The sequence below is a fragment of the Mesorhizobium sp. L-2-11 genome (assembly GCF_016756595.1).
Classification (GTDB): domain Bacteria; phylum Pseudomonadota; class Alphaproteobacteria; order Rhizobiales; family Rhizobiaceae; genus Mesorhizobium.
Window position 1 is genome coordinate 650,707 of the sequence record NZ_AP023257.1, and the last position, 17,266, is coordinate 667,972.

19 protein-coding genes are annotated in these 17,266 nt (G+C 63.0%); 10 read left to right on the plus strand and 9 right to left on the minus strand.

The window, feature by feature from the left end; genetic code table 11:
* Nucleotides 1-183 precede the first annotated feature (183 nt).
* Together JG739_RS03040 and msrA are read left to right on the plus strand one after the other, a co-directional pair.
* Nucleotides 184-441 (plus strand): hypothetical protein, encoded by a 258-nt coding sequence (locus JG739_RS03040; protein WP_202365182.1) that lies wholly within the window; start codon nt 184-186, stop codon nt 439-441.
* A gap of 100 nt (nt 442-541) precedes the next feature.
* Nucleotides 542-1,282: a peptide-methionine (S)-S-oxide reductase MsrA gene (msrA, locus tag JG739_RS03045; RefSeq protein ID WP_202365183.1), complete on the plus strand. Its 741-nt coding sequence runs from the start codon at nt 542-544 to the stop codon at nt 1,280-1,282.
* A gap of 43 nt (nt 1,283-1,325) precedes the next feature.
* Here the strand turns inward: msrA and JG739_RS03050 are convergent, their stop codons facing one another.
* The 6 genes from JG739_RS03050 to JG739_RS03075 form a co-directional block, all read right to left on the minus strand.
* Complete coding sequence (locus JG739_RS03050) at nt 1,326-2,051, minus strand: amino acid ABC transporter ATP-binding protein (protein WP_027154711.1); 726 nt, start codon at nt 2,049-2,051, stop codon at nt 1,326-1,328.
* Nucleotides 2,029-2,688 (minus strand): amino acid ABC transporter permease, encoded by a 660-nt coding sequence (locus JG739_RS03055; protein ID WP_202365184.1) that lies wholly within the window; start codon nt 2,686-2,688, stop codon nt 2,029-2,031. Before JG739_RS03055 ends, JG739_RS03050 begins: the two co-directional genes overlap by 23 nt.
* Before the next feature lie 10 nt (nt 2,689-2,698).
* The gene (locus JG739_RS03060; protein WP_202365185.1) at nt 2,699-3,370 is read right to left on the minus strand and encodes an amino acid ABC transporter permease; all 672 of its coding nucleotides are present in this window, start codon (nt 3,368-3,370) and stop codon (nt 2,699-2,701) included.
* A gap of 56 nt (nt 3,371-3,426) precedes the next feature.
* Entirely contained in the window at nt 3,427-4,197 is a 771-nt protein-coding gene (locus JG739_RS03065; protein WP_202367319.1) for a transporter substrate-binding domain-containing protein, read from the minus strand.
* A 198-nt stretch (nt 4,198-4,395) separates the two neighbouring features.
* A complete protein-coding gene (locus tag JG739_RS03070) occupies nt 4,396-5,400 on the minus strand; it encodes a cytochrome d ubiquinol oxidase subunit II (protein ID WP_202365186.1) in 1,005 nt (334 codons plus the stop codon).
* Nucleotides 5,401-5,410: 10 nt separating this feature from the next.
* Nucleotides 5,411-6,769 carry a cytochrome ubiquinol oxidase subunit I gene (locus tag JG739_RS03075; protein ID WP_202365187.1) on the minus strand — a complete coding sequence of 453 codons (1,359 nt, stop codon included), beginning with the start codon at nt 6,767-6,769 and terminating at the stop codon, nt 5,411-5,413.
* 219 nt (nt 6,770-6,988) lie between these two features.
* On the opposite strand from JG739_RS03075, the gene JG739_RS03080 reads away from it, so the two are divergent.
* The 4 genes from JG739_RS03080 to JG739_RS03095 all read left to right on the plus strand — a co-directional run bounded on the left by JG739_RS03080 (nt 6,989) and on the right by JG739_RS03095 (nt 10,002).
* Entirely contained in the window at nt 6,989-7,915 is a 927-nt protein-coding gene (locus tag JG739_RS03080; RefSeq protein WP_202365188.1) for an ABC transporter ATP-binding protein, read from the plus strand.
* Entirely contained in the window at nt 7,912-8,673 is a 762-nt protein-coding gene (locus JG739_RS03085; protein WP_202365189.1) for an ABC transporter permease, read from the plus strand. The genes JG739_RS03080 and JG739_RS03085 overlap by 4 nt, the downstream gene beginning before the upstream one ends.
* Before the next feature lie 160 nt (nt 8,674-8,833).
* Nucleotides 8,834-9,325, plus strand: coding sequence for a MarR family winged helix-turn-helix transcriptional regulator (locus tag JG739_RS03090; RefSeq protein WP_202365190.1), 492 nt, complete (start codon nt 8,834-8,836; stop codon nt 9,323-9,325).
* A complete protein-coding gene (locus JG739_RS03095) occupies nt 9,322-10,002 on the plus strand; it encodes a GNAT family N-acetyltransferase (protein ID WP_202365191.1) in 681 nt (226 codons plus the stop codon). The genes JG739_RS03090 and JG739_RS03095 overlap by 4 nt, the downstream gene beginning before the upstream one ends.
* A 58-nt stretch (nt 10,003-10,060) precedes the next feature.
* On the opposite strand, the gene JG739_RS03100 is transcribed toward JG739_RS03095, so the two are convergent.
* Nucleotides 10,061-12,049 (minus strand): PhoX family protein, encoded by a 1,989-nt coding sequence (locus JG739_RS03100; RefSeq protein WP_202365192.1) that lies wholly within the window; start codon nt 12,047-12,049, stop codon nt 10,061-10,063.
* A 205-nt stretch (nt 12,050-12,254) separates the two neighbouring features.
* On the opposite strand from JG739_RS03100, the gene JG739_RS03105 reads away from it, so the two are divergent.
* The 4 genes from JG739_RS03105 to JG739_RS03120 all read left to right on the plus strand — a co-directional run bounded on the left by JG739_RS03105 (nt 12,255) and on the right by JG739_RS03120 (nt 15,723).
* The gene (locus tag JG739_RS03105) at nt 12,255-12,593 is read left to right on the plus strand and encodes a hypothetical protein (protein WP_027154722.1); all 339 of its coding nucleotides are present in this window, start codon (nt 12,255-12,257) and stop codon (nt 12,591-12,593) included.
* Between the two features lie 119 nt (nt 12,594-12,712).
* A complete protein-coding gene (locus JG739_RS03110; protein ID WP_202365193.1) occupies nt 12,713-13,414 on the plus strand; it encodes a phosphatase PAP2 family protein in 702 nt (233 codons plus the stop codon).
* Nucleotides 13,415-13,608: 194 nt separating this feature from the next.
* Entirely contained in the window at nt 13,609-13,878 is a 270-nt protein-coding gene (locus JG739_RS03115; protein WP_202365194.1) for a helix-turn-helix domain-containing protein, read from the plus strand.
* A 123-nt stretch (nt 13,879-14,001) separates the two neighbouring features.
* Complete coding sequence (locus JG739_RS03120) at nt 14,002-15,723, plus strand: SulP family inorganic anion transporter (RefSeq protein WP_202365195.1); 1,722 nt, start codon at nt 14,002-14,004, stop codon at nt 15,721-15,723.
* A gap of 50 nt (nt 15,724-15,773) precedes the next feature.
* On the opposite strand, the gene JG739_RS03125 is transcribed toward JG739_RS03120, so the two are convergent.
* Nucleotides 15,774-16,721: a CHAD domain-containing protein gene (locus tag JG739_RS03125; protein WP_202365196.1), complete on the minus strand. Its 948-nt coding sequence runs from the start codon at nt 16,719-16,721 to the stop codon at nt 15,774-15,776.
* Complete coding sequence (locus JG739_RS03130) at nt 16,718-17,191, minus strand: CYTH domain-containing protein (RefSeq protein WP_202365197.1); 474 nt, start codon at nt 17,189-17,191, stop codon at nt 16,718-16,720. The genes JG739_RS03125 and JG739_RS03130 overlap by 4 nt, the downstream gene beginning before the upstream one ends.
* Between the last annotated feature and the right edge of the window lie 75 nt (nt 17,192-17,266).

Consider the following 17,266-nt stretch of genomic DNA (forward strand, 5'->3'; position numbering starts at 1 on the left):
AATCGAAGAAATGCATGCTCAACGTCGCCCGCCACCGGGCGGCGTTCTTATCTGGAGGCCAATTCGAGAACGGGCGGAGGCGGCGATCACGAAGCGGTGATGGCTGTAACGAAGGGCGAGGCAACGGCGAACAGCTGATGTGATCGCCATTCCGGCGCGCCACCAACCTTGGGAGTCCCATTCATGACCAATTTCACCCGCCTGACCTTGCCGGCGCTTGCCTTCGCGCTTTGCTCGACGGCGCTTTTTGCCGGCGGCATTGCGCGCGCCGAAGATGCGATGAAGCCGGCCAATGCGATGGCGACCGACGCGATGAAGCCCGCGGATCCGATGGCGGCCGAAAAGCTGAAGGACTGCATGGACAAGGCTGCCATGGAAACCGACGCGATGAAGAAGGACGAGGCGACCAAGACCTGCGACGCAATGGGGACGGCCAAGTAGGCCGCGTCCGGACGGGGTCCGACCGACGCCCGCACGGCAATGTGAGACCGCGACGAACCTATCTGTCGTATAGTCGAAAACTCATGCAGGGAGATCAGAGATGACCGGCATTGAAAAAACCGCCGCGAAACGATTGACCAAATTCGCCTGGGGCGCGCTTGCAGCGCTGATGCTCGCGGCGGCCGGCGCCGGCTTGTGGCAGACGCCGGCGATCTCGGCCGAGGAGGCGGTGGTGATCCCGCCACCGGCTATGGACGAAAAACCGGCCGCCGGCACCGCCAGGGCGATCTTCGCCGGCGGCTGCTTCTGGGGCGTGCAAGGCGTGTTCCAGCACGTCAAGGGCGTGACCAGCGCCGTCTCCGGCTATGCCGGCGGCGACAAGGACACCGCCGACTACGAGACGGTCGGCACCGGCCGGACCGGGCATGCCGAAGCCGTCGAGATCATCTACGAGCCGTCCAAAGTCACTTACGGCCAGTTGCTGCAGGTGTATTTCTCGGTCGCGCACAACCCGACGCAGCTGAACTACCAGGGACCGGACCGCGGCCCGCAATACCGTTCGACGATCTTTGCCGAAAACGATGCGCAGAAGAAGATCGCCGAGAGCTATATCGCGCAGCTCGACAAGGCCAAGCTGTTTCCGGAGCCGATCGTGACCACGCTGGAGACGGGGAAAAAATTCTATCCGGCCGAGGACTACCACCAGGACTTTTTGACGCTGAACCCGACCTATCCCTACATCGTCTACAACGACCTGCCCAAGATCGAGAATTTGAAAACGTTATTCCCGGACCTCTACAGCGACAAGCCGGTGCTGGTGATGGCCGCCAACAAGAGCTGATCTTTTGCGACGCGCCAGGACAGCGCGCGGGCAACAATGCCCGCTATTGCACGCCCAGAAACTGCCGGAGCTCCGGCGTCCTGGGATTGGAAAAAACGTCCTCGGGGGCGCCGATCTCGTGGACGCGGCCTTGATGCATGAAGACGACGCGCGAGCAGACGTCGCGGGCAAAGCGCATCTCGTGGGTGACCATCACCAGCGTCATGCCTTCCGCCGCCAATTCCTTGACGACGGCCAGCACCTCGGCGACGAGTTCGGGATCGAGCGCCGAGGTGATCTCGTCGCATAGCAGCGCGATCGGCTGCATGGCGAGCGCTCGGGCGATCGCCACGCGCTGCTGCTGGCCGCCGGACAATTCGTCCGGCAGCGCATCGAACTTGTGGGCGAGACCGACGCGGTCGAGCATTTTTCGCGCGACCGCTTCGGCGTCCTTTTTCGGCGTCTTCTTCACCACCATCTGCGACAACATGACGTTGCCGCCGGCGGTGAGATGCGGGAACAGATTGAATTGCTGAAAGATCATGCCGACCTTCAGGCGCAGCGCCTTGAGATGCACCTCGTCGGGCAGGAACTGGGCGCCGGCGACGACGATCGAGCCTTCATCGATGGTCTCCAGCCCGTTGATGCAGCGCAGCAGCGTCGACTTGCCCGAACCGCTCTTGCCGATGATGGCGACGACCTCGCCCGGCGCGACGTCGATGGAAATCCCCTTCAGCACCTCGTTGTCGCCGAAGCGCTTCTTCACCTCAGTGATTGCGATGAGCGACATTGAGCTTCCTTTCCAGGAGCTGGCTGGATTTCGACAGCGGCCAGCACAAGGCAAAATAGATGAGCGCAACCAGGCCATAAACGGTGAACGGCTGGAACGTCGCGTTGGTGACGATCGAACCGGCCTTCGACAGCTCGACGAAGCCGATGATCGACGTGAGCGCGGTGCCCTTCACCACCTGCACCGAAAAGCCGACGGTCGGCGGCACCGCCACTTTTAGCGCCTGCGGCAGGATGACGTAACGCATCTGCTGGAGATAACCCATGCCGAGGCTGGCGGACGCCTCCCATTGGCCCTTGGCAATGCTCTCGACGCACCCACGCCAGATTTCGGCAAGGAAGGCGGCGGTCCACAGAATGAGCGCGACACAGGCGGCAAGCCAAGCGGGAACGTCGATGCCGAACAGGCCAAGACCGAAGAAAGCCAGAAATAGCTGCATCAGGAGCGGCGTGCCCTGGAACAGCTGGATGTAGCCGCGTGACAGAAGCCGCAGCCAGTGCCGGCCGCCGATGCGCAGGAAAAGCAGGGCCGCACCGACCATGCCGCCGCCGACAAAGGAGACCAGCGAGAGGACGACGGTCCAGCGGGCGGCCAGAAGCAGGTTGCGCAGGATGTCCCAGAAGCTGAACTCGGTCATGGCGCCTGTCTCATCGCGACGCCTTCCTCGGAAACAGCATCCAGCCCAGGCCGGCCAGCAGCTGGCGCAGCAGGATTGCGAGCGCCAGGTAGATCAAGGTGGAAACGAAGTAGGTTTCGAACGCCCTGAAATTGCGCGACTGGATGAAATTGGCGGCGAAGGTCAGGTCCTCGGCGGCGATCTGCGAAACGACGGCCGAACCCAGCATGACGATGACGATCTGCGACGACAGCGCAGGCCATATGCGCTGCAGCGCCGGGACCAGAACCACGTACCAGAAGGTCTGGAACGGGGTCATGGCGAGGCTGGCGCCGGCTTCGAACTGGCCGCGTGGCGTGGCCTGGATACCGGCGCGGATGATCTCGCAGCTGTAGGCGCCGAGATTGACGATCATGGCGAGGTTGGCGGCGCTCAGTTCCGACATCCTGATGCCAAGCGACGGCAGGCCGAAGAAGATGAAGAACAGCTGGATGAGGAAGGGCGTGTTGCGGATCAGCTCGACATAGGTCGCGACGACTGGTTTTAGCCATTTCGGCCCCAGCGCCCGCACCCAGGCACAGGCAATGCCCAATGCCACGCCGAACACCGCGCCGACCAGGATAAGCTGCACGGTGATCCGGATGCCCTTGAGCAGCACCGGCAGAGAATCGATCAGCCAGCCGAAATCGAACTGATAGGTCATGGCCTGCTATCCGACCTCAGCCACCCTTCCGACCTCAACCACACGCGGGGCGGCGATCACAAGTCAGCCGGCAGGTCCACCTTCAGCCATTTTTGCGAAATCGCGTTGAGCGCGCCGTCGGACCTGGCGGCGGCGATGATGCCGTTGATCTTGGCCATCAACGCCGGCTGCTCCTTGTTCATGCCGATGTAGCAAGGCGAGTTCTTGATCAGGAATTTGAGTTCCGGCCGCTTGGGCGGGTTCTTTTCGAGGATGGCGGCGGCGACGACATTCCCGGTCGCGATCACCTCGACCTGGCCCGAAAGGAAAGCGGAAATAGTGCCGTTATTGTCCTCGTAGCGCTTGATCTCGACGCTCGCGGGCACGACCTTGGTCAGTTCGAGATCTTCGATCGCGCCACGGGTAACGCCAACGGTCTTGCCGGCGAGGTCTGCCGCTTTGGCGACCGCGACATCTGCCGGAGCGAACACGCCATTGTAGAAGGGAGCATAGGCTTCGGAAAAGTCGATGACCTTCTCGCGATCGGGATTCTTGCCGAGGCTTGAGATGACCAGGTCGACCTTGTTGGTCTGGAGATAGGGAATGCGGTTGGCGCTGGTGACCGGGACGATCTCGACCTTGGCGCCGAGCTTTTCGCCAATCAGATTGGCGATGTCCACGTCGTAGCCTTGCGGCGTCATGTCGGCGCCGACACTGCCGAAGGGCGGGAAATCCTGTGGAACGGCGATGCGGACGGTGCCCCGCGCCGCGATGTCGCTCAAGGCGTCAGCCCGCGCCTGCGGAGACGAAGCCATGGCCATTCCAACGGCGGCGGCGAAGGCCAGCATGCAGACATTGCGACGGTTCATTATCTTTCCCTTTGACTGACAAACCAATTGGTCGCCAGGGCAAAGCAACAGACATGCCAAACCATCGAAATCGCTGTGAATCAGACTTTCCCGGTGCGGCTGGAAGGCTTCCTTCGCGACCGAATACCGATCGACAGGCAGACTGCCTAAATGTTGTGCAGTTCGGCGATTTAACTGTCAGTCGTAGGTCAGGTCCGTCGCCTTGCCGCCGAAGACGCGGTAGGCATAGAACGAATAGAAAATGATGATCGGCAGCACCACCACCGTGCCGACCAGGATGATGGCGAGGCTTTCCGGCGCGGACGCCGCCTGCCAGATGGTCAGCCTGTCGGGCACGACGAAGGGATAGAATGACCAGGCGAGCCCGGCAAAACCCAGCGTGAAGATGGCGGCCAGCGTCAGGAACGGCGTCAGCGCATGGCGGTCGTTCGGCTTAGGCAGATGGAAGGTCTGCCGCCACAGCCACGCGAACAACACCGCCGACAGGACCGGCAGCGGCGACAGATAGAGCATGGCCGGCCAAACGAACCATTTGTCGAAGATGCGCGGACTGGCGAGCGGCGTGGCCAGCGAGACGGCGACCATGCCGAGCGCAGTCAGCACCAACGCCCGGCGCAGCCATAGCACCGCCTTCTTCTGCAATTCGCCTTCCGTCTTGTAGATGACCCAGGCCGCGCCCATCGCCGCATAGGCGGCGGCAAGGCAGAGCGCCACCAGCGCGCCGAAGGCCATGCCGCCGAGGCCGACATCAAGGCCCAGCACATAGATTCCCAGCATGTAGCCCTGCGCCAGCGAGGCGATGACCGAGCCCAGGAAGAAGATGCGGTTCCAGCGATGCTTGCGACCGGCCGGCACCTTGGCCCGGAAATCGAAGGCGACGCCGCGCAGGATCAGGCCGACCAGCAGCAGGAAGACCGGAATGTAGAGCGCGGTGAGGATGGTGCCGTGGGCCAGCGGGAAGGCGACCAGCAGCAGGCCGACGGCCAGCACCAACCAGGTCTCGTTGGCGTCCCAGAACGGGCCTATTGCGGCGATCATCGTGTCCTGCTCGGCGTCCTCGGCGGCTGCGAACAGGATGCCGATACCGAGATCAAAGCCGTCGAGGATGACGTAGATCAGGATGGCAAGGCCCATCAGGCCGGCGAAAATGAGGGGGAGCAATGTCGGCCAGTCAAGCATCATCGCCGTTCTCCTATTTCGCCGCCGGCTGCGACAGCGGCGCGTCGAGAACGCCCGGCAGCGGCGAGGCATCGCCGTCCTTCGCCGCCTTCAGCGCCAGATAAACCAGCACGCCGAGATAGGCGATCAGAAGCAGCGCATAGAGGATGAGATAGACCGCAAGCGACAGCGCGACATGGCTGCCGGCGACCGGGCCGACGGCATCGACAGTTTTCAGCACGCCGGTGACCAGCCACGGTTGGCGGCCGATCTCGGTGGTGTACCAGCCAGCCAGTGTCGCCAGCCAGCCGGACAGCGCCATCGGCACCATCACCAGCGCCAGCGGTCTCGGCAGGCTGTGGCGCCGCTTGAGGAAAAAGGCGGCCGACCAGGAGACGACGAGCATCAGGACGCCGGTACCGACCATGATGCGAAAAGCCCAGAACACCGGGAACACCGGCGGGTGGTTGCCGGCATAGTCGTTCAGCCCCGGCACGACGCCGCTGGCACTGTGCCTGAGGATGAGGCTGGCGCCATCGGGGATGGTGAGCTCGTATCTGTTCTCCCTTGCCGCCTCGTCGGGAAGCGCGAAAAGGACCAGCGGCACGTGGGGGCCGGTGTTCCAGTTGGCCTCCATGGCGGCGATCTTCTGCGGCTGATGCTCGAGCGTGTTGAGGCCATGCTGGTCGCCGGCGAAGATCTGGATGGGGATCAGGATCGCCGCGGTAAAGACACCGGTTCGCAAGGCCTTCCACATCGATTCCGAACGGTCGCCATTGAGATAGCGCAGCGCCGACAGGCCGGCGATCAGGAACGAAACCGTCAGGCCGGAGGCCAGCAGCATGTGGACGAGCCGGTAGGGCATGGACGGGTTGAAGACGATCGCCCACCAGTCGGTAGCGTGGGCTACGCCGTCGCGCATCTCGAAGCCGACCGGCGTCTGCATCCATGAATTGAGCGCGATGATCCAGAAGGCGGACAGGGTGGTGCCGCCGGCCACCAGCACGGTTGCCAGCGTATGGATGCGGTTGGAGACGCGGCGGAAGCCGAACAGCATGATGCCGAGGAACGCCGCCTCGAGGAAGAAGGCGGTGAGTATCTCATAGGCGAGCAGCGGCCCGGCGATGTTGCCGACGGTCTCCATGTAGCCCGGCCAGTTGGTGCCGAACTGGAAGCTCATGGTGACGCCCGAGACCACGCCCATGGCAAAGGACAGCGCGAACACCTTCACCCAGGTGAAATAGGCGCGCATCCAGGCGGTATCGCCGGTGGCATTGTAGCGAAGCTTGAAGAACAGCAGCATCCAGCCAAGCGCGATGGTGATAGCCGGAAACAGGATATGGAACGAGATGTTCGCGCCGAACTGGATGCGCGAAAGGATGAGCGGGTCCATGGTGGGCTCCGGCTGCTGCTATGGCAGGGAAGATAGGCCGGATGCGCCAAGCGGTCAAAGCGGCGTGGCGTCACGCGAGGCGGAACGCCGCAGGACTGCGGCAGCGGTGGATGCGCCGATGTTCAGAACTGTCAGGAGTGCCATTGACTTCCGGCTGCGCGCACCGACATTCAGCGGACTAAAATCAACAGACCTCCTTTCAAGCAGCCGTTTTCAACCATGCCATCGATCATTTCCATTTCCGGGGTCACCAAGACTTACGCCACCGGTTTCAAAGCGCTGAAGGAGATCAACCTCGATATCGAGCGCGGCGAGATTTTTGCGCTGCTCGGGCCGAACGGCGCCGGCAAGACGACGCTGATCTCGATCGTCTGCGGCATTGTCAACCGCTCGTCGGGCACGGTCAGCGTGGACGGCCACGACATCGGCCGGGATTATCGCGCCGCACGCAGCCTGATCGGGCTGGTGCCGCAGGAACTGACCATCGACGCGTTCGAGAGCGTGTGGGCGACGGTCAACTACAGCCGCGGCCTGTTCGGCAAGCCGGCCAACCACGCCTTCATCGAGAAAGTGCTGCGCGACCTGTCGTTGTGGGACAAGAAGGACGCCAAGGCGATCACCCTGTCCGGCGGCATGAAGCGGCGGCTGATGATCGCCAAGGCGCTGTCGCACGAACCGAGGGTGCTGTTCCTCGACGAGCCGACAGCCGGCGTCGACGTCGAGCTGCGTCAGGACATGTGGGCGATGGTGCGCCGGCTGCGCGAGGATGGCGTCACCATCATCCTGACCACGCACTACATCGAGGAGGCCGAGGCGATGGCCGACCGCGTCGGCGTCATCAATCGCGGCGAGATCGTGCTGGTTGAGGACAAGGTGCAACTGATGCGCACGCTCGGCCGCAAGCGGCTTTTGCTGGAATTGCGCAGCCCGCTCGCCACCATACCCGAGAATTTGTCGCGCTACGCGCTGGAGCTTTCGCCGGACGGTGATCGACTGACCTACACCTATGACAACCAGAGCGAGCGGCCGGGCGTCGCCTCGCTGCTGCGCGAGCTTGAGACGGCCGGCATCCAGTTTCGCGATATCGACACGCAAAACAGCTCGCTCGAGGAGATCTTCGTCAATCTGGTTAGGAGGGACGCATGAACCTGCGAGCAGTCTGGGCGATCTACAAGATGGAGATGGCGCGCGCTTTCCGGACCGTGCTGCAGAGCATCGTCTCGCCGGTCATCTCGACATCGCTGTATTTCGTCGTCTTCGGCTCGGCCATCGGCTCGCGCATCACCGAGATCGACGGTATCAGCTACGGCGCCTTTATCGTGCCGGGGCTGATCATGCTGTCGCTGCTGACGCAGTCGATCTCCAACGCCTCCTTCGCCATCTATTTCCCGAAATTCGTCGGCTCGATCTACGAATTGCTGTCGGCGCCGGTGTCCTATCTGGAGATCATCATCGCCTATGTCGGGGGTGCGGCGACCAAGTCGATCATACTCGGCCTGATCATCCTGGGGACCGCGTCGCTGTTCGTGCCGCTGACCATCGAGCATCCGTTCTGGATGCTCTCCTTCCTGGTGCTGACGTCGGTGACCTTCAGCCTGTTCGGTTTCATCATCGGCATCTGGGCGAGAAGCTTCGAGCAGCTGCAGCTGGTGCCGCTGCTGATCATCACGCCGCTTACCTTCCTTGGCGGCAGCTTCTATTCGATCGACATGCTGCCCGGCACCTGGCGCACCGTGACGCTGTTCAACCCTGTCCTCTATCTGGTCAGCGGCTTTCGCTGGAGTTTTTACGGCAAGTCCGACGTCTCGATCGGCATCAGCCTCGGCATGACCTTCGTTTTCCTGCTTATCTGCATAGCGATCGTCGCGTGGATCTTCAGAACAGGCTACCGGCTGCGGACCTGACCGAACGGCCTGCCCCAAGCGACGTAGCGCCAGCATCCGAGCGATGTTCCCGACCTAAGACGACCAAATCTGGTGACGACGCCTCAAAGGCAGTCATGCGAAGGCGGCGCTTGATTTCCATATAATGTTATATATCATGTTATTGACTGGGAGGCCGGTTATGGAAGACGTCATAAGATCCCTTGGCTTCCTGTGCCTGGGCAGCAGGCTGAAGCGTATTGGCGAGCAATTGCAGGCGGATACGCAGCGCCTGCTCGACTGCCTCGATGTGCCGGTTCAGTCGAGTCAATACCCGCTGCTCGCTGCGCTCGACAGGCTGGGCCCGCTGCCAGTCGGGGAACTGGCGCAATCCCTCGGGGTCGCGCAGCCAGGGGTTACGCGGAGCGTGTCGCTTCTGGCCGCATTGGGACTGGTCGAGGTCAGTCCATCGGATGATGACCAGCGGCGCAGGATTGTCTGCCTCACCCTGCACGGCGAGCGGCTGGTCGAGGTCGCAAAGCACGACGTCTGGCCGCGCATCGAGGATGCCGTCGCGGATCTGTGCGCGGATCTTTCCGGGCCACTTCTTGATCAGCTGGCCGCCATCGAGGAAGGCCTCGCCGCGGCGCCGCTCGACCGTCGTGTAAAGAAGCCGGAAGGTGCCGCGCGATGAAACACCTGCTTGACCGTCCCGTGTGGAGTGCGCTTCGGACGCGACACCAGGCCTTCGCGCAGGGTGACGATCTCGCCATGCGGTATCGGCCCTCGATCGCTCCCTTCGCCGCCAGTGCCGCGGACGATGCGGAAAGCCTGCAGGCGCTCGGAAAACTTGTGTCGCCAGGCGAGAGTGCGATCCTGCTTCAGGCGGACGCCATTGCTCTGCCCGCGGAACTTTCGGCGACTTCGACCGCGCCCGGGGTTCAGATGATTGCCGAGCGGCCATTGCAGATGGTCTCCGACAAGCGCGTGCAACGTCTGACGCGAGACGATGCAGCTGAGATGCTCGCCTTGGCATCGGTCACCAAGCCTGGCCCATTCACGCTCGAAGCCTTGAGCCTCGGCGATTTTTGGGGCGTGAAGATCGAGGGCCGACTTGCGGCAATGGCCGGCGAACGCATGAAGCAACCCGGCTATACCGAACTTAGCGGGGTGTGCTCACATCCGGAATTTCGGGGCGGTGGCCTGGGCAAGCTGCTGTCGCTGTTCGTGGCAAACCAGATAGCGGCGCGCGGCGAAATTCCCTATCTCCACGCCTATGCCAGCAACACCACGGCCATAGGATTATACGAGTCCATTGGCTTCAGGTTGAGAAGCATGATGAACGTGGCCGTGGTTCAGCGCGCCGAATGAAAGGAAGGATTTCGTATCGACGAAATCCTTCCTTGGCGCTGCCAGCGCTTGCGGCGAATCAGACAGCGATCTTGCCACCGCCCTGTTTGGTGATGGCGACGACCGACGGACGCACCGGCATGTCGGGCTTGAAGTCGGGCCAGCGGGTCGATGGGTCCTCATAATAGGAGGGACGGCCAAAAGCCTCCCAGTCCTCGCCGCCATCGGCCGGATGCTGGACCGCGACGAAGGCGGTCTGGTCGTCGGGCGTGAACAGCGGGCCGCAGAGTTCGGCGCCGATCGGCACGCGGAAGAACAGCTTCGATGTCGCCCGCGCCTCGCCTTCGGTATCGACCGCCCACAGGCCATCGGTGCGGCCGGTCGCCTTCGGGCCCTGGCCATCGGTCGAGACCCAGAGCCGGCCGGCCGCATCGATGGCGCAATTGTCCGGCATGCCGAACCAGCCATTGGCGGTCGTCGCGGTCGAGAAGGTGGCGCCGACTTCGGCCACCGAGGGATCGCCGCATTTCAACATGATTTCCCACTTGCCCTTGGTGGCAGTGAAATCGCCACCATCCTCGACAATCTCGATGATGTGGCCGAAAGCGTTTTCGGCGCGCGGGTTGGCGGCGTCGACCTGCTCCGTCTTGCGCTTCGAATTGTTGGTCAGCATGACGTAGACCTTGCCGGTCGTCGGGTTGGGCTGAATATCCTCGGGGCGGTCCATCTTGGTGGCGCCGAGAAGATCGGCGGCAAGCCTTGTCCCGATCAGCACGTCGGCCTGGCTGGCAAAGCCGTTCTCGGCGGTCAACGGACCCTGGCCGTGAACCAGCGGCAGCCATTCCAGTGTACCGTCCTCGGCGAATTTGGCGACGTAGAGCGTGCCGTCGTCGAGAAGATCCATGTTGGCGGCGCGGTCCTCGGCGTTGAACTTGCCGGCCGTGACGAATTTGTAGACATAATCGAAACGCTCGTCGTCACCTTGGTAGAACACCACACGGCCATCCTTGGCGACGACCGATTCGGCGCCCTCATGCTTGAAACGGCCCATGGCAGTGCGCTTCCGCGGCACCGAGGTCGGATCGTTGACATCGACCTCAACGACCCAGCCGAAGCGATTCGGCTCGTTGGGCTCCTTGCCGATGTCGAAGCGGTCGTAATGCGCAGCCCATTCGTAGGCGCCTTCGGGAATCCCCATGCGCTTGTAGTTGGCGGCTTCCTTGTGGCCTTCCTGCAGCTCGCCCGAGAAATACCCGTGTATGTTTTCCTCGGCCATGATGTAGGTGCCCCAGGGCGTGACACCGCCGGCACAATTGTTGACGCTGCCGAAGACCTTGGTGCCGGTCGGATCGGCACTGGTCTTGACCCGGTCATGGCCGGCGACGGGGCCGGACAGCGCCATTTCGGTGTTGGCGGTGATGCGGCGATTGAGCTTGCTGTCGCGCACCACCTGCCATTTGCCTGATACCTTGCGAATTTCGACGATGGTGCCCCCATGCGCGGCTATCTCGATGTCGACCTGTTCCTTGCTCAGCGGGGCCTGCTTGGCCTCGCCATCGACGATGGTGACAAGGCCCGGGAACATCAGATGCGGATTGGTGTACTCGTGGTTGACCACCAGCAGGCCATGCTCGGCTGAGCCGTCGATCGGGATAAAGCCGACATAGTCGTTGTTGTAGCCAAACTGCCTTTCCTGCGCCGCCGCCGACTGTTTTGTCGGATCGAAATCCGGCGAATCGGCAAACAGCGGATCGCCCCAGCGCAACAGCACGTCGGCGTCGTAACCGGCGGCGACATGGTGCTTGTCGTCGACGCCTGCCTCAACCTCGTCGAAACTGAAGACCGAGCCGCCGCCGGCGCGGGCATCGTCGGCGAGGATCAGCGCGAGCGGGCTGACGGTGGCGGCGATGGCGGTTGCGGCGAGCGATCCCTGCAGAAAACCACGGCGCGAGAATCGCGCGGCGATGATTTCGCCCATCGTCTGGTTGTCGGTGGGATTGGTTCCTGGCCCATCGTTTTCCTCGAGCAGGCTGGTGCGGAAATGGGCGTCGGGGCGATGTTCAGTCATGGGGGCTTGCCTCTGGCTCTTTGGGATGGCTGGAGCGTGTTGCTTGACTGACCGCGTATCGCCAGCAGATCACAGTTTGATGACGTTGCCGGCCAATTTCCAGCCCCGATCTCATGTCTTTGATCAGGCCGCTTGACCGCGACCGACGCTTCCGAAACAAGATCTGCGACAGGCGCGGAAGCACTGCTTCGGGAGGAACAAAAACGTGAGTTTCTGGGGACTGGGGCAGCTCGGCATTTCGACGGTGATCTTCCTGCTGGCGGCGACGGCGGCCAAGCAATGGGGGCTGGCGCCGAGCCTCGGCAAGATCGTTCTGACTCTGGCGCTCTATTCAGCGGGCAATCTGATCATGCTGCGGCTGATCCGTGAGTTCGGCATGTCGGTGTCGTTCAGCCTGTCGGCGGTGATCCAACTGGTGTCGGTGAACGTGGTGGCACTGGTGTTCTTCGGCGAGCGCGTCAATTCGTTGCAGGCCACCGGCATCGTGCTCGCCGTCGCAGCGGTGGCGCTGATCACGCTCGGACCCTATCTGCAAAAACTGTAACTGCGCATGATCCCGAAAAATCGGAATCGATTTTCCGAAAGGATCATGCGCAAAAATCAAAGTGCTACAGCGTCCTTTGCGCGTCCAAAAGGACGTGCGGCGCTGTAGGACGATGGCCGATGAAGAATACCGCAAACAAGCTGCTCAACTGGATCGAGTTCCCGGTGCTTTTGGCCGGACTGGTCATCGCCGGCGGACTGTGGGGGTTCGAGGAATTGATGGAGGTGGCGCGAGACACCACGCCGCACGCCTTCGACACGGAAATCATGCTCGCCTTCCGTGAAGCGGGACAGCCCGACAATCCGATCGGACCGCCATGGTTGGAAGGGACGATGCGTGATATCACCAGCCTCGGCAGCGCCATCGTGCTCGGGCTGATCACTGTGGCAGTGATCGTCTATCTGCTGCTGATCCACAAGCCGGGAGCAGCGTTTCTGGTCTTCGTCGCAGTGGCTGGCGGGCAGGCCCTGTCGAGCGTGCTGAAGCTCGGAATCGATCGGCCGCGCCCCGACCTGGTCTCGCATCTTGCCGACGTGGCGACGCTTTCGTTTCCAAGCGGCCATGCGATGCTGTCGGCGGTGACATATTTGACGCTGGGCAGCATGGCGTCGCGTTTCCTGCCTGGGCGAACGACCAGGATCTATGTGCTGGCACTTGCCGTGCTGACAACACTGCTGGTCGGCATCAGCCGCGTCTATCTCGGCGTTCATTGGCCATCGGACGTGCTGGCCGGCTGGTGCGCCGGCTTCGCCTGGGCGATGCTGTGCTGGCTGGCCGCATGGGCGTTCCAGCGATGGCGCGGGCAGACCGCCGGCGCCTGAACCGCCCCGTTCCGAACGACGATTCGCCTAATCTCCTCAATGTTGCGGCGGCTGGGGCTTGCTGGTCCAGCAGGCGCAGGCTCGCCCAGGATGCAACCAGGACGTGTGCATGTCTGACATGTGCATCATGATGCTTGAACCATCACAATGACGGTATTATACATGGGAATGCATTCAGACGGGGTTTTTAGCCGATGATCACTGCCGCGCAGATGCGCGCCGCAAGGGCGCTGGCCGGCATCGATCAGAAGACGCTCGCCGAGCGCGCCGGGGTTTCGCTTCCAACCATTCAGCGCATGGAAGCGAGCGACGGCGTGGTCAGGGGCGTGGTCGATACGCTGATGAAGGTCATCCAGGCCCTCGACGAGGTCGGCGTGGAGCTGATCGGCGAGAACCAGGCCAGCGAGCGCGGCGGCAGGGGGGTACGCCTCAAGCCGGTCGTGCCGCAGAACCCGCCAGCCTGAGCCGAAATAGTCGCGCGACGGGGACCGCCGACAGTCCTGCCGACGATCCCGCCGCCTGCTTGGTTTTACGCATGCACCAAAACCGCTGATTGGGCGGCACGGATCAGGAGCGGAAGGCAGTCCATGGATCGAACCCGGCGGGCAATTCATCAACCGGCGCAGCCGACATTTTCCGAACTGTTCACGCCGAAGCTGGCGACGGTGCTGCGCGAAGGCTACACATCAGAGCACTTCAGGGCCGATGCCATCGCCGGACTGACCGTGGCCATCGTGGCGCTGCCGCTGTCGATGGCGATCGCGATCGCATCGGGCGTGTCGCCGGAGCGCGGGCTCTACACTTCCATCATTGGCGGGTTCCTCGTCTCGGCGCTGGGCGGCAGCCGTTTCCAGATCGGCGGGCCGGCGGGCGCCTTTATCGTGCTGATGGCGGCAACCGTGGCACGGGTCGGCGTCGACGGCCTGCTGCTGGCGACGATGATGGCCGGCGTCTTGCTGCTCGTCATCGGCTATCTCAGGCTTGGCACCTACATCAAGTTCATTCCCTATCCAGTGACCGTCGGCTTCACCGCCGGCATCGCCATCATCATCTTCTCCGGCCAGATCGTCGAGCTGTTCGGGCTGAAACTCGCCGGCAAAGAACCTGGACCGTTGGTGCCGAAGCTGATGGCGATCGGCGAGGCGGCCGGCACGATCAATCTCGCCGCCACCTTCGTCGCTCTGCTGACCATCGTCGCCATTGCCCTGATGAAGCGGTGGCGGCCGAAATGGCCAGCCATGCTGATCGCCATCGGTCTGGCGTCGCTTGTCGTGGCGCTGTTTTCGCTGCCTGCCGAAACGATCGGCACGCGCTTCGGCGGCATCCCGCGCAGCCTGCAAATGCCGGCCTTTCCGCCGATCAGCTTCGACAGGATGATCGACGTCCTGCCGGACGCCTTAGCCTTTGCGCTGCTCGGCGCGATCGAATCGCTGCTATCAGCGGTGGTCGCCGACGGCATGACAGGAAGGCGGCACCGCTCCAACTGCGAACTGGTGGCGCAAGGTTTTGCCAACATCGCGTCCGCCCTGTTCGGCGGCATCTGCACCACCGGCACCATAGCCCGCACGGCGACCAATGTGCGGGCCGGCGCGCATGGACCGGTTTCGGGCATGATCCACTCTGCCCTCCTGCTTGCCCTGATGCTGGTGGCGGCGCCGCTGGCCAGCTACATCCCGCTTGCAGCGCTTGCCGGCGTTCTGGCGGTGGTGTGCTGGAACATGTTCGAGAAGCAGGCCTTTGCCACGCTGCTGCGTGCCTCGCGCGGCGACGCGCTGGTGCTGATGGCGACATTCCTGATCGTCATCTTCCGCGATCTCACCGAAGGCATCGTCGTCGGCTTCGCGCTGGGCTCGATCTTGTTCATCGACCGCATGGCCAAGAGCATTGCGGTCGAGCCTGATCAGGGACTGGTGCAGGACGATGTCGCCGACAGAACCGGCGCCGCCAGCGCATACGATTCCAGCGAAGCCAGCGATGCCGACACCGTCGTCTACCGGATTTCCGGCGCCTTCTTCTTCGGCGCCGCCTCGACCGTCGCCACGGTGCTGGACCGCATCGCCGACCAGCGCAAGAACTTCATCCTCGACTGCTCGGCAGTGCCGTTCTTCGATTCAACGGCGGCCAACGTCATCGAGAGCGCTGCCCACAAGGCGAGGCGCGCCGGCGTGCGCTTCATCATATCAGGTGCTTCGCCGCAGACCCGCCGCATGCTGATCAACCACGGCGTCAAACGGCCGCTGGTGACATACGCCGCCTCGATCAGGGACGCGCGAGCGCAGTTGAAGAATGCCGCGCCGGGCGAGGTCTAAACCTCTCCTCATCGTCAGCGATGTCGGACGGATACCAACGCAAGCACCGGTCAGGCAGCGGCGCCGGGCGCGCTGGTGTCTTCGTGCGGTGCGGCGGCAAGATCGGTGCGTGCCTTGCGCGCGAGTTTTTTTGTCGAGCGCCTGGGCCTGTCGCCGAACAGATCGGCTGCCGCCGCGAGACAGGTCTTTTTCAGGCTTTTCTCCGAGCGCCTCAGCAGCTTGCTCAGCAGTCGCGTTTCCTGAGGAGAGCCGAGCGGCCGCTCGCCGGCATCGAGAAGCGTGCGCAAGACGAACACATCATGCAGTTCGCCCAGTCTTTCGCCGAGTTCGTCGACCGCCTTGCGCCGGGCCTTGATCGGCGTCGGCCACAGCCTTCCAAGCAGCGACAGATGCATTCCGTGAGTCTTTGCCGCCTTGCGCAGATCGTGGAAATCGTCGGCATCACCGCGAGAGCCTGCCTTGTCCAGCGCCTTTTTGGCGCGACGCAGAGTGACGCGGGCGCCTTCGGCAAGCACGTCGGCGGCCTGTTCGGGCTGGTCGGGCAAGGCTAATTTATCGATTCGGCTGATGCCGTCCTCGCAAGCGGCAGTCGCGGCAGCTATCGCGGCGCCGAGGCCAGCTCCATCATGCAATTCGTGCTGGCGCGCCACCAGCGTGTCGCGAACGGCATCGAGACCGCCACCAGCGCTTTGCTCGGGAAAGTTTTTTGCCAGCCGGTCGATGGTTTCAATCAGCGCGGTCGCCTCGCGCGGTTCGGCAAGCAGGGCAGCCACCTCTCGGTAGCAATGGTTCTCGGTACTGCAAAATATTTCGTCTCCGGGGCGGACCAGGCGCAGCAAGGCACGTATCTTCTTCAGCCGCCTGCGGCATTTGTGCAGCGCCTGCTCCGGCCTGTCACGCGCCGCGTCCAGATGGACGAGCGCCTTGCCGATCTCCTCAGCGAGGATGCGCCTGACCTCGCCGGTCAACGGCAGGCGCGGATCGATGCGGTAGCTCATGCGGCGATCTCCGGAATTCCCTCGAGGGCGAGCGACGCGTTGTAGAACCTGTGCTCGCCGGTGACTTCGCGGCCGAGCCAATCTGGCAGCATTTCGCCCTGCACGTCCTGCGGCGTCTCAAGCTCGGCGACCACCAGACCGCTAAGCATCCCGCCGAAGACATCGACTTCATAGAGATGGCCGCGATGCCTAACATGGTGGCGTGTCTTCTCGATGACACGACCGATGGCGAAGGCCAGCATCTCTTCCGCATCCGCCAGAGCGATTGGATATTCGAATTCGTCGCGTTCGCGGGCCTTGCTGCCGAATTTGAGCGTCAGCTTTGCCGAGGCGCCGTCGCTGATGCGCACGCGGACCGAGCGGTCGGGCGCGGCAACGAGATAGAACTGGCGAATGCGGATGTCCGCTTCGACCAAATCCCGCCAGCCATCGCCGGAGACCAGGAACTTGCGCTCGATTTCCTTGACCATGGCTCCGCACTAAAGCGCGTGCGGCTGACGATGGCAAGGTGGAGATCGGCCGGTGGAGATCGGCAGAGCTTGACT

Bases quoted from the DNA above. Each gene is read 5' to 3' on its own strand.
- JG739_RS03120 (WP_202365195.1), top strand. From the start codon at position 14,002: ATGGATCGAACCCGGCGGGCAATTCATCAACCGGCGCAGCCGACATTT.
- JG739_RS03050 (WP_027154711.1), bottom strand. From the start codon at position 2,051: ATGTCGCTCATCGCAATCACTGAGGTGAAGAAGCGCTTCGGCGACAAC.
- JG739_RS03065 (WP_202367319.1), bottom strand. From the start codon at position 4,197: ATGCTGGCCTTCGCCGCCGCCGTTGGAATGGCCATGGCTTCGTCTCCG.
- JG739_RS03100 (WP_202365192.1), bottom strand. From the start codon at position 12,049: ATGACTGAACATCGCCCCGACGCCCATTTCCGCACCAGCCTGCTCGAG.
- msrA (WP_202365183.1), top strand. From the start codon at position 542: ATGACCGGCATTGAAAAAACCGCCGCGAAACGATTGACCAAATTCGCC.
- JG739_RS03110 (WP_202365193.1), top strand. From the start codon at position 12,713: ATGAAGAATACCGCAAACAAGCTGCTCAACTGGATCGAGTTCCCGGTG.
- JG739_RS03070 (WP_202365186.1), bottom strand. From the start codon at position 5,400: ATGATGCTTGACTGGCCGACATTGCTCCCCCTCATTTTCGCCGGCCTG.
- JG739_RS03075 (WP_202365187.1), bottom strand. From the start codon at position 6,769: ATGGACCCGCTCATCCTTTCGCGCATCCAGTTCGGCGCGAACATCTCG.
- JG739_RS03090 (WP_202365190.1), top strand. From the start codon at position 8,834: ATGGAAGACGTCATAAGATCCCTTGGCTTCCTGTGCCTGGGCAGCAGG.
- JG739_RS03060 (WP_202365185.1), bottom strand. From the start codon at position 3,370: ATGACCTATCAGTTCGATTTCGGCTGGCTGATCGATTCTCTGCCGGTG.
- JG739_RS03095 (WP_202365191.1), top strand. From the start codon at position 9,322: ATGAAACACCTGCTTGACCGTCCCGTGTGGAGTGCGCTTCGGACGCGA.
- JG739_RS03080 (WP_202365188.1), top strand. From the start codon at position 6,989: ATGCCATCGATCATTTCCATTTCCGGGGTCACCAAGACTTACGCCACC.
- JG739_RS03125 (WP_202365196.1), bottom strand. From the start codon at position 16,721: ATGAGCTACCGCATCGATCCGCGCCTGCCGTTGACCGGCGAGGTCAGG.
- JG739_RS03040 (WP_202365182.1), top strand. From the start codon at position 184: ATGACCAATTTCACCCGCCTGACCTTGCCGGCGCTTGCCTTCGCGCTT.
- JG739_RS03085 (WP_202365189.1), top strand. From the start codon at position 7,912: ATGAACCTGCGAGCAGTCTGGGCGATCTACAAGATGGAGATGGCGCGC.
- JG739_RS03130 (WP_202365197.1), bottom strand. From the start codon at position 17,191: ATGGTCAAGGAAATCGAGCGCAAGTTCCTGGTCTCCGGCGATGGCTGG.
- JG739_RS03115 (WP_202365194.1), top strand. From the start codon at position 13,609: ATGATCACTGCCGCGCAGATGCGCGCCGCAAGGGCGCTGGCCGGCATC.
- JG739_RS03055 (WP_202365184.1), bottom strand. From the start codon at position 2,688: ATGACCGAGTTCAGCTTCTGGGACATCCTGCGCAACCTGCTTCTGGCC.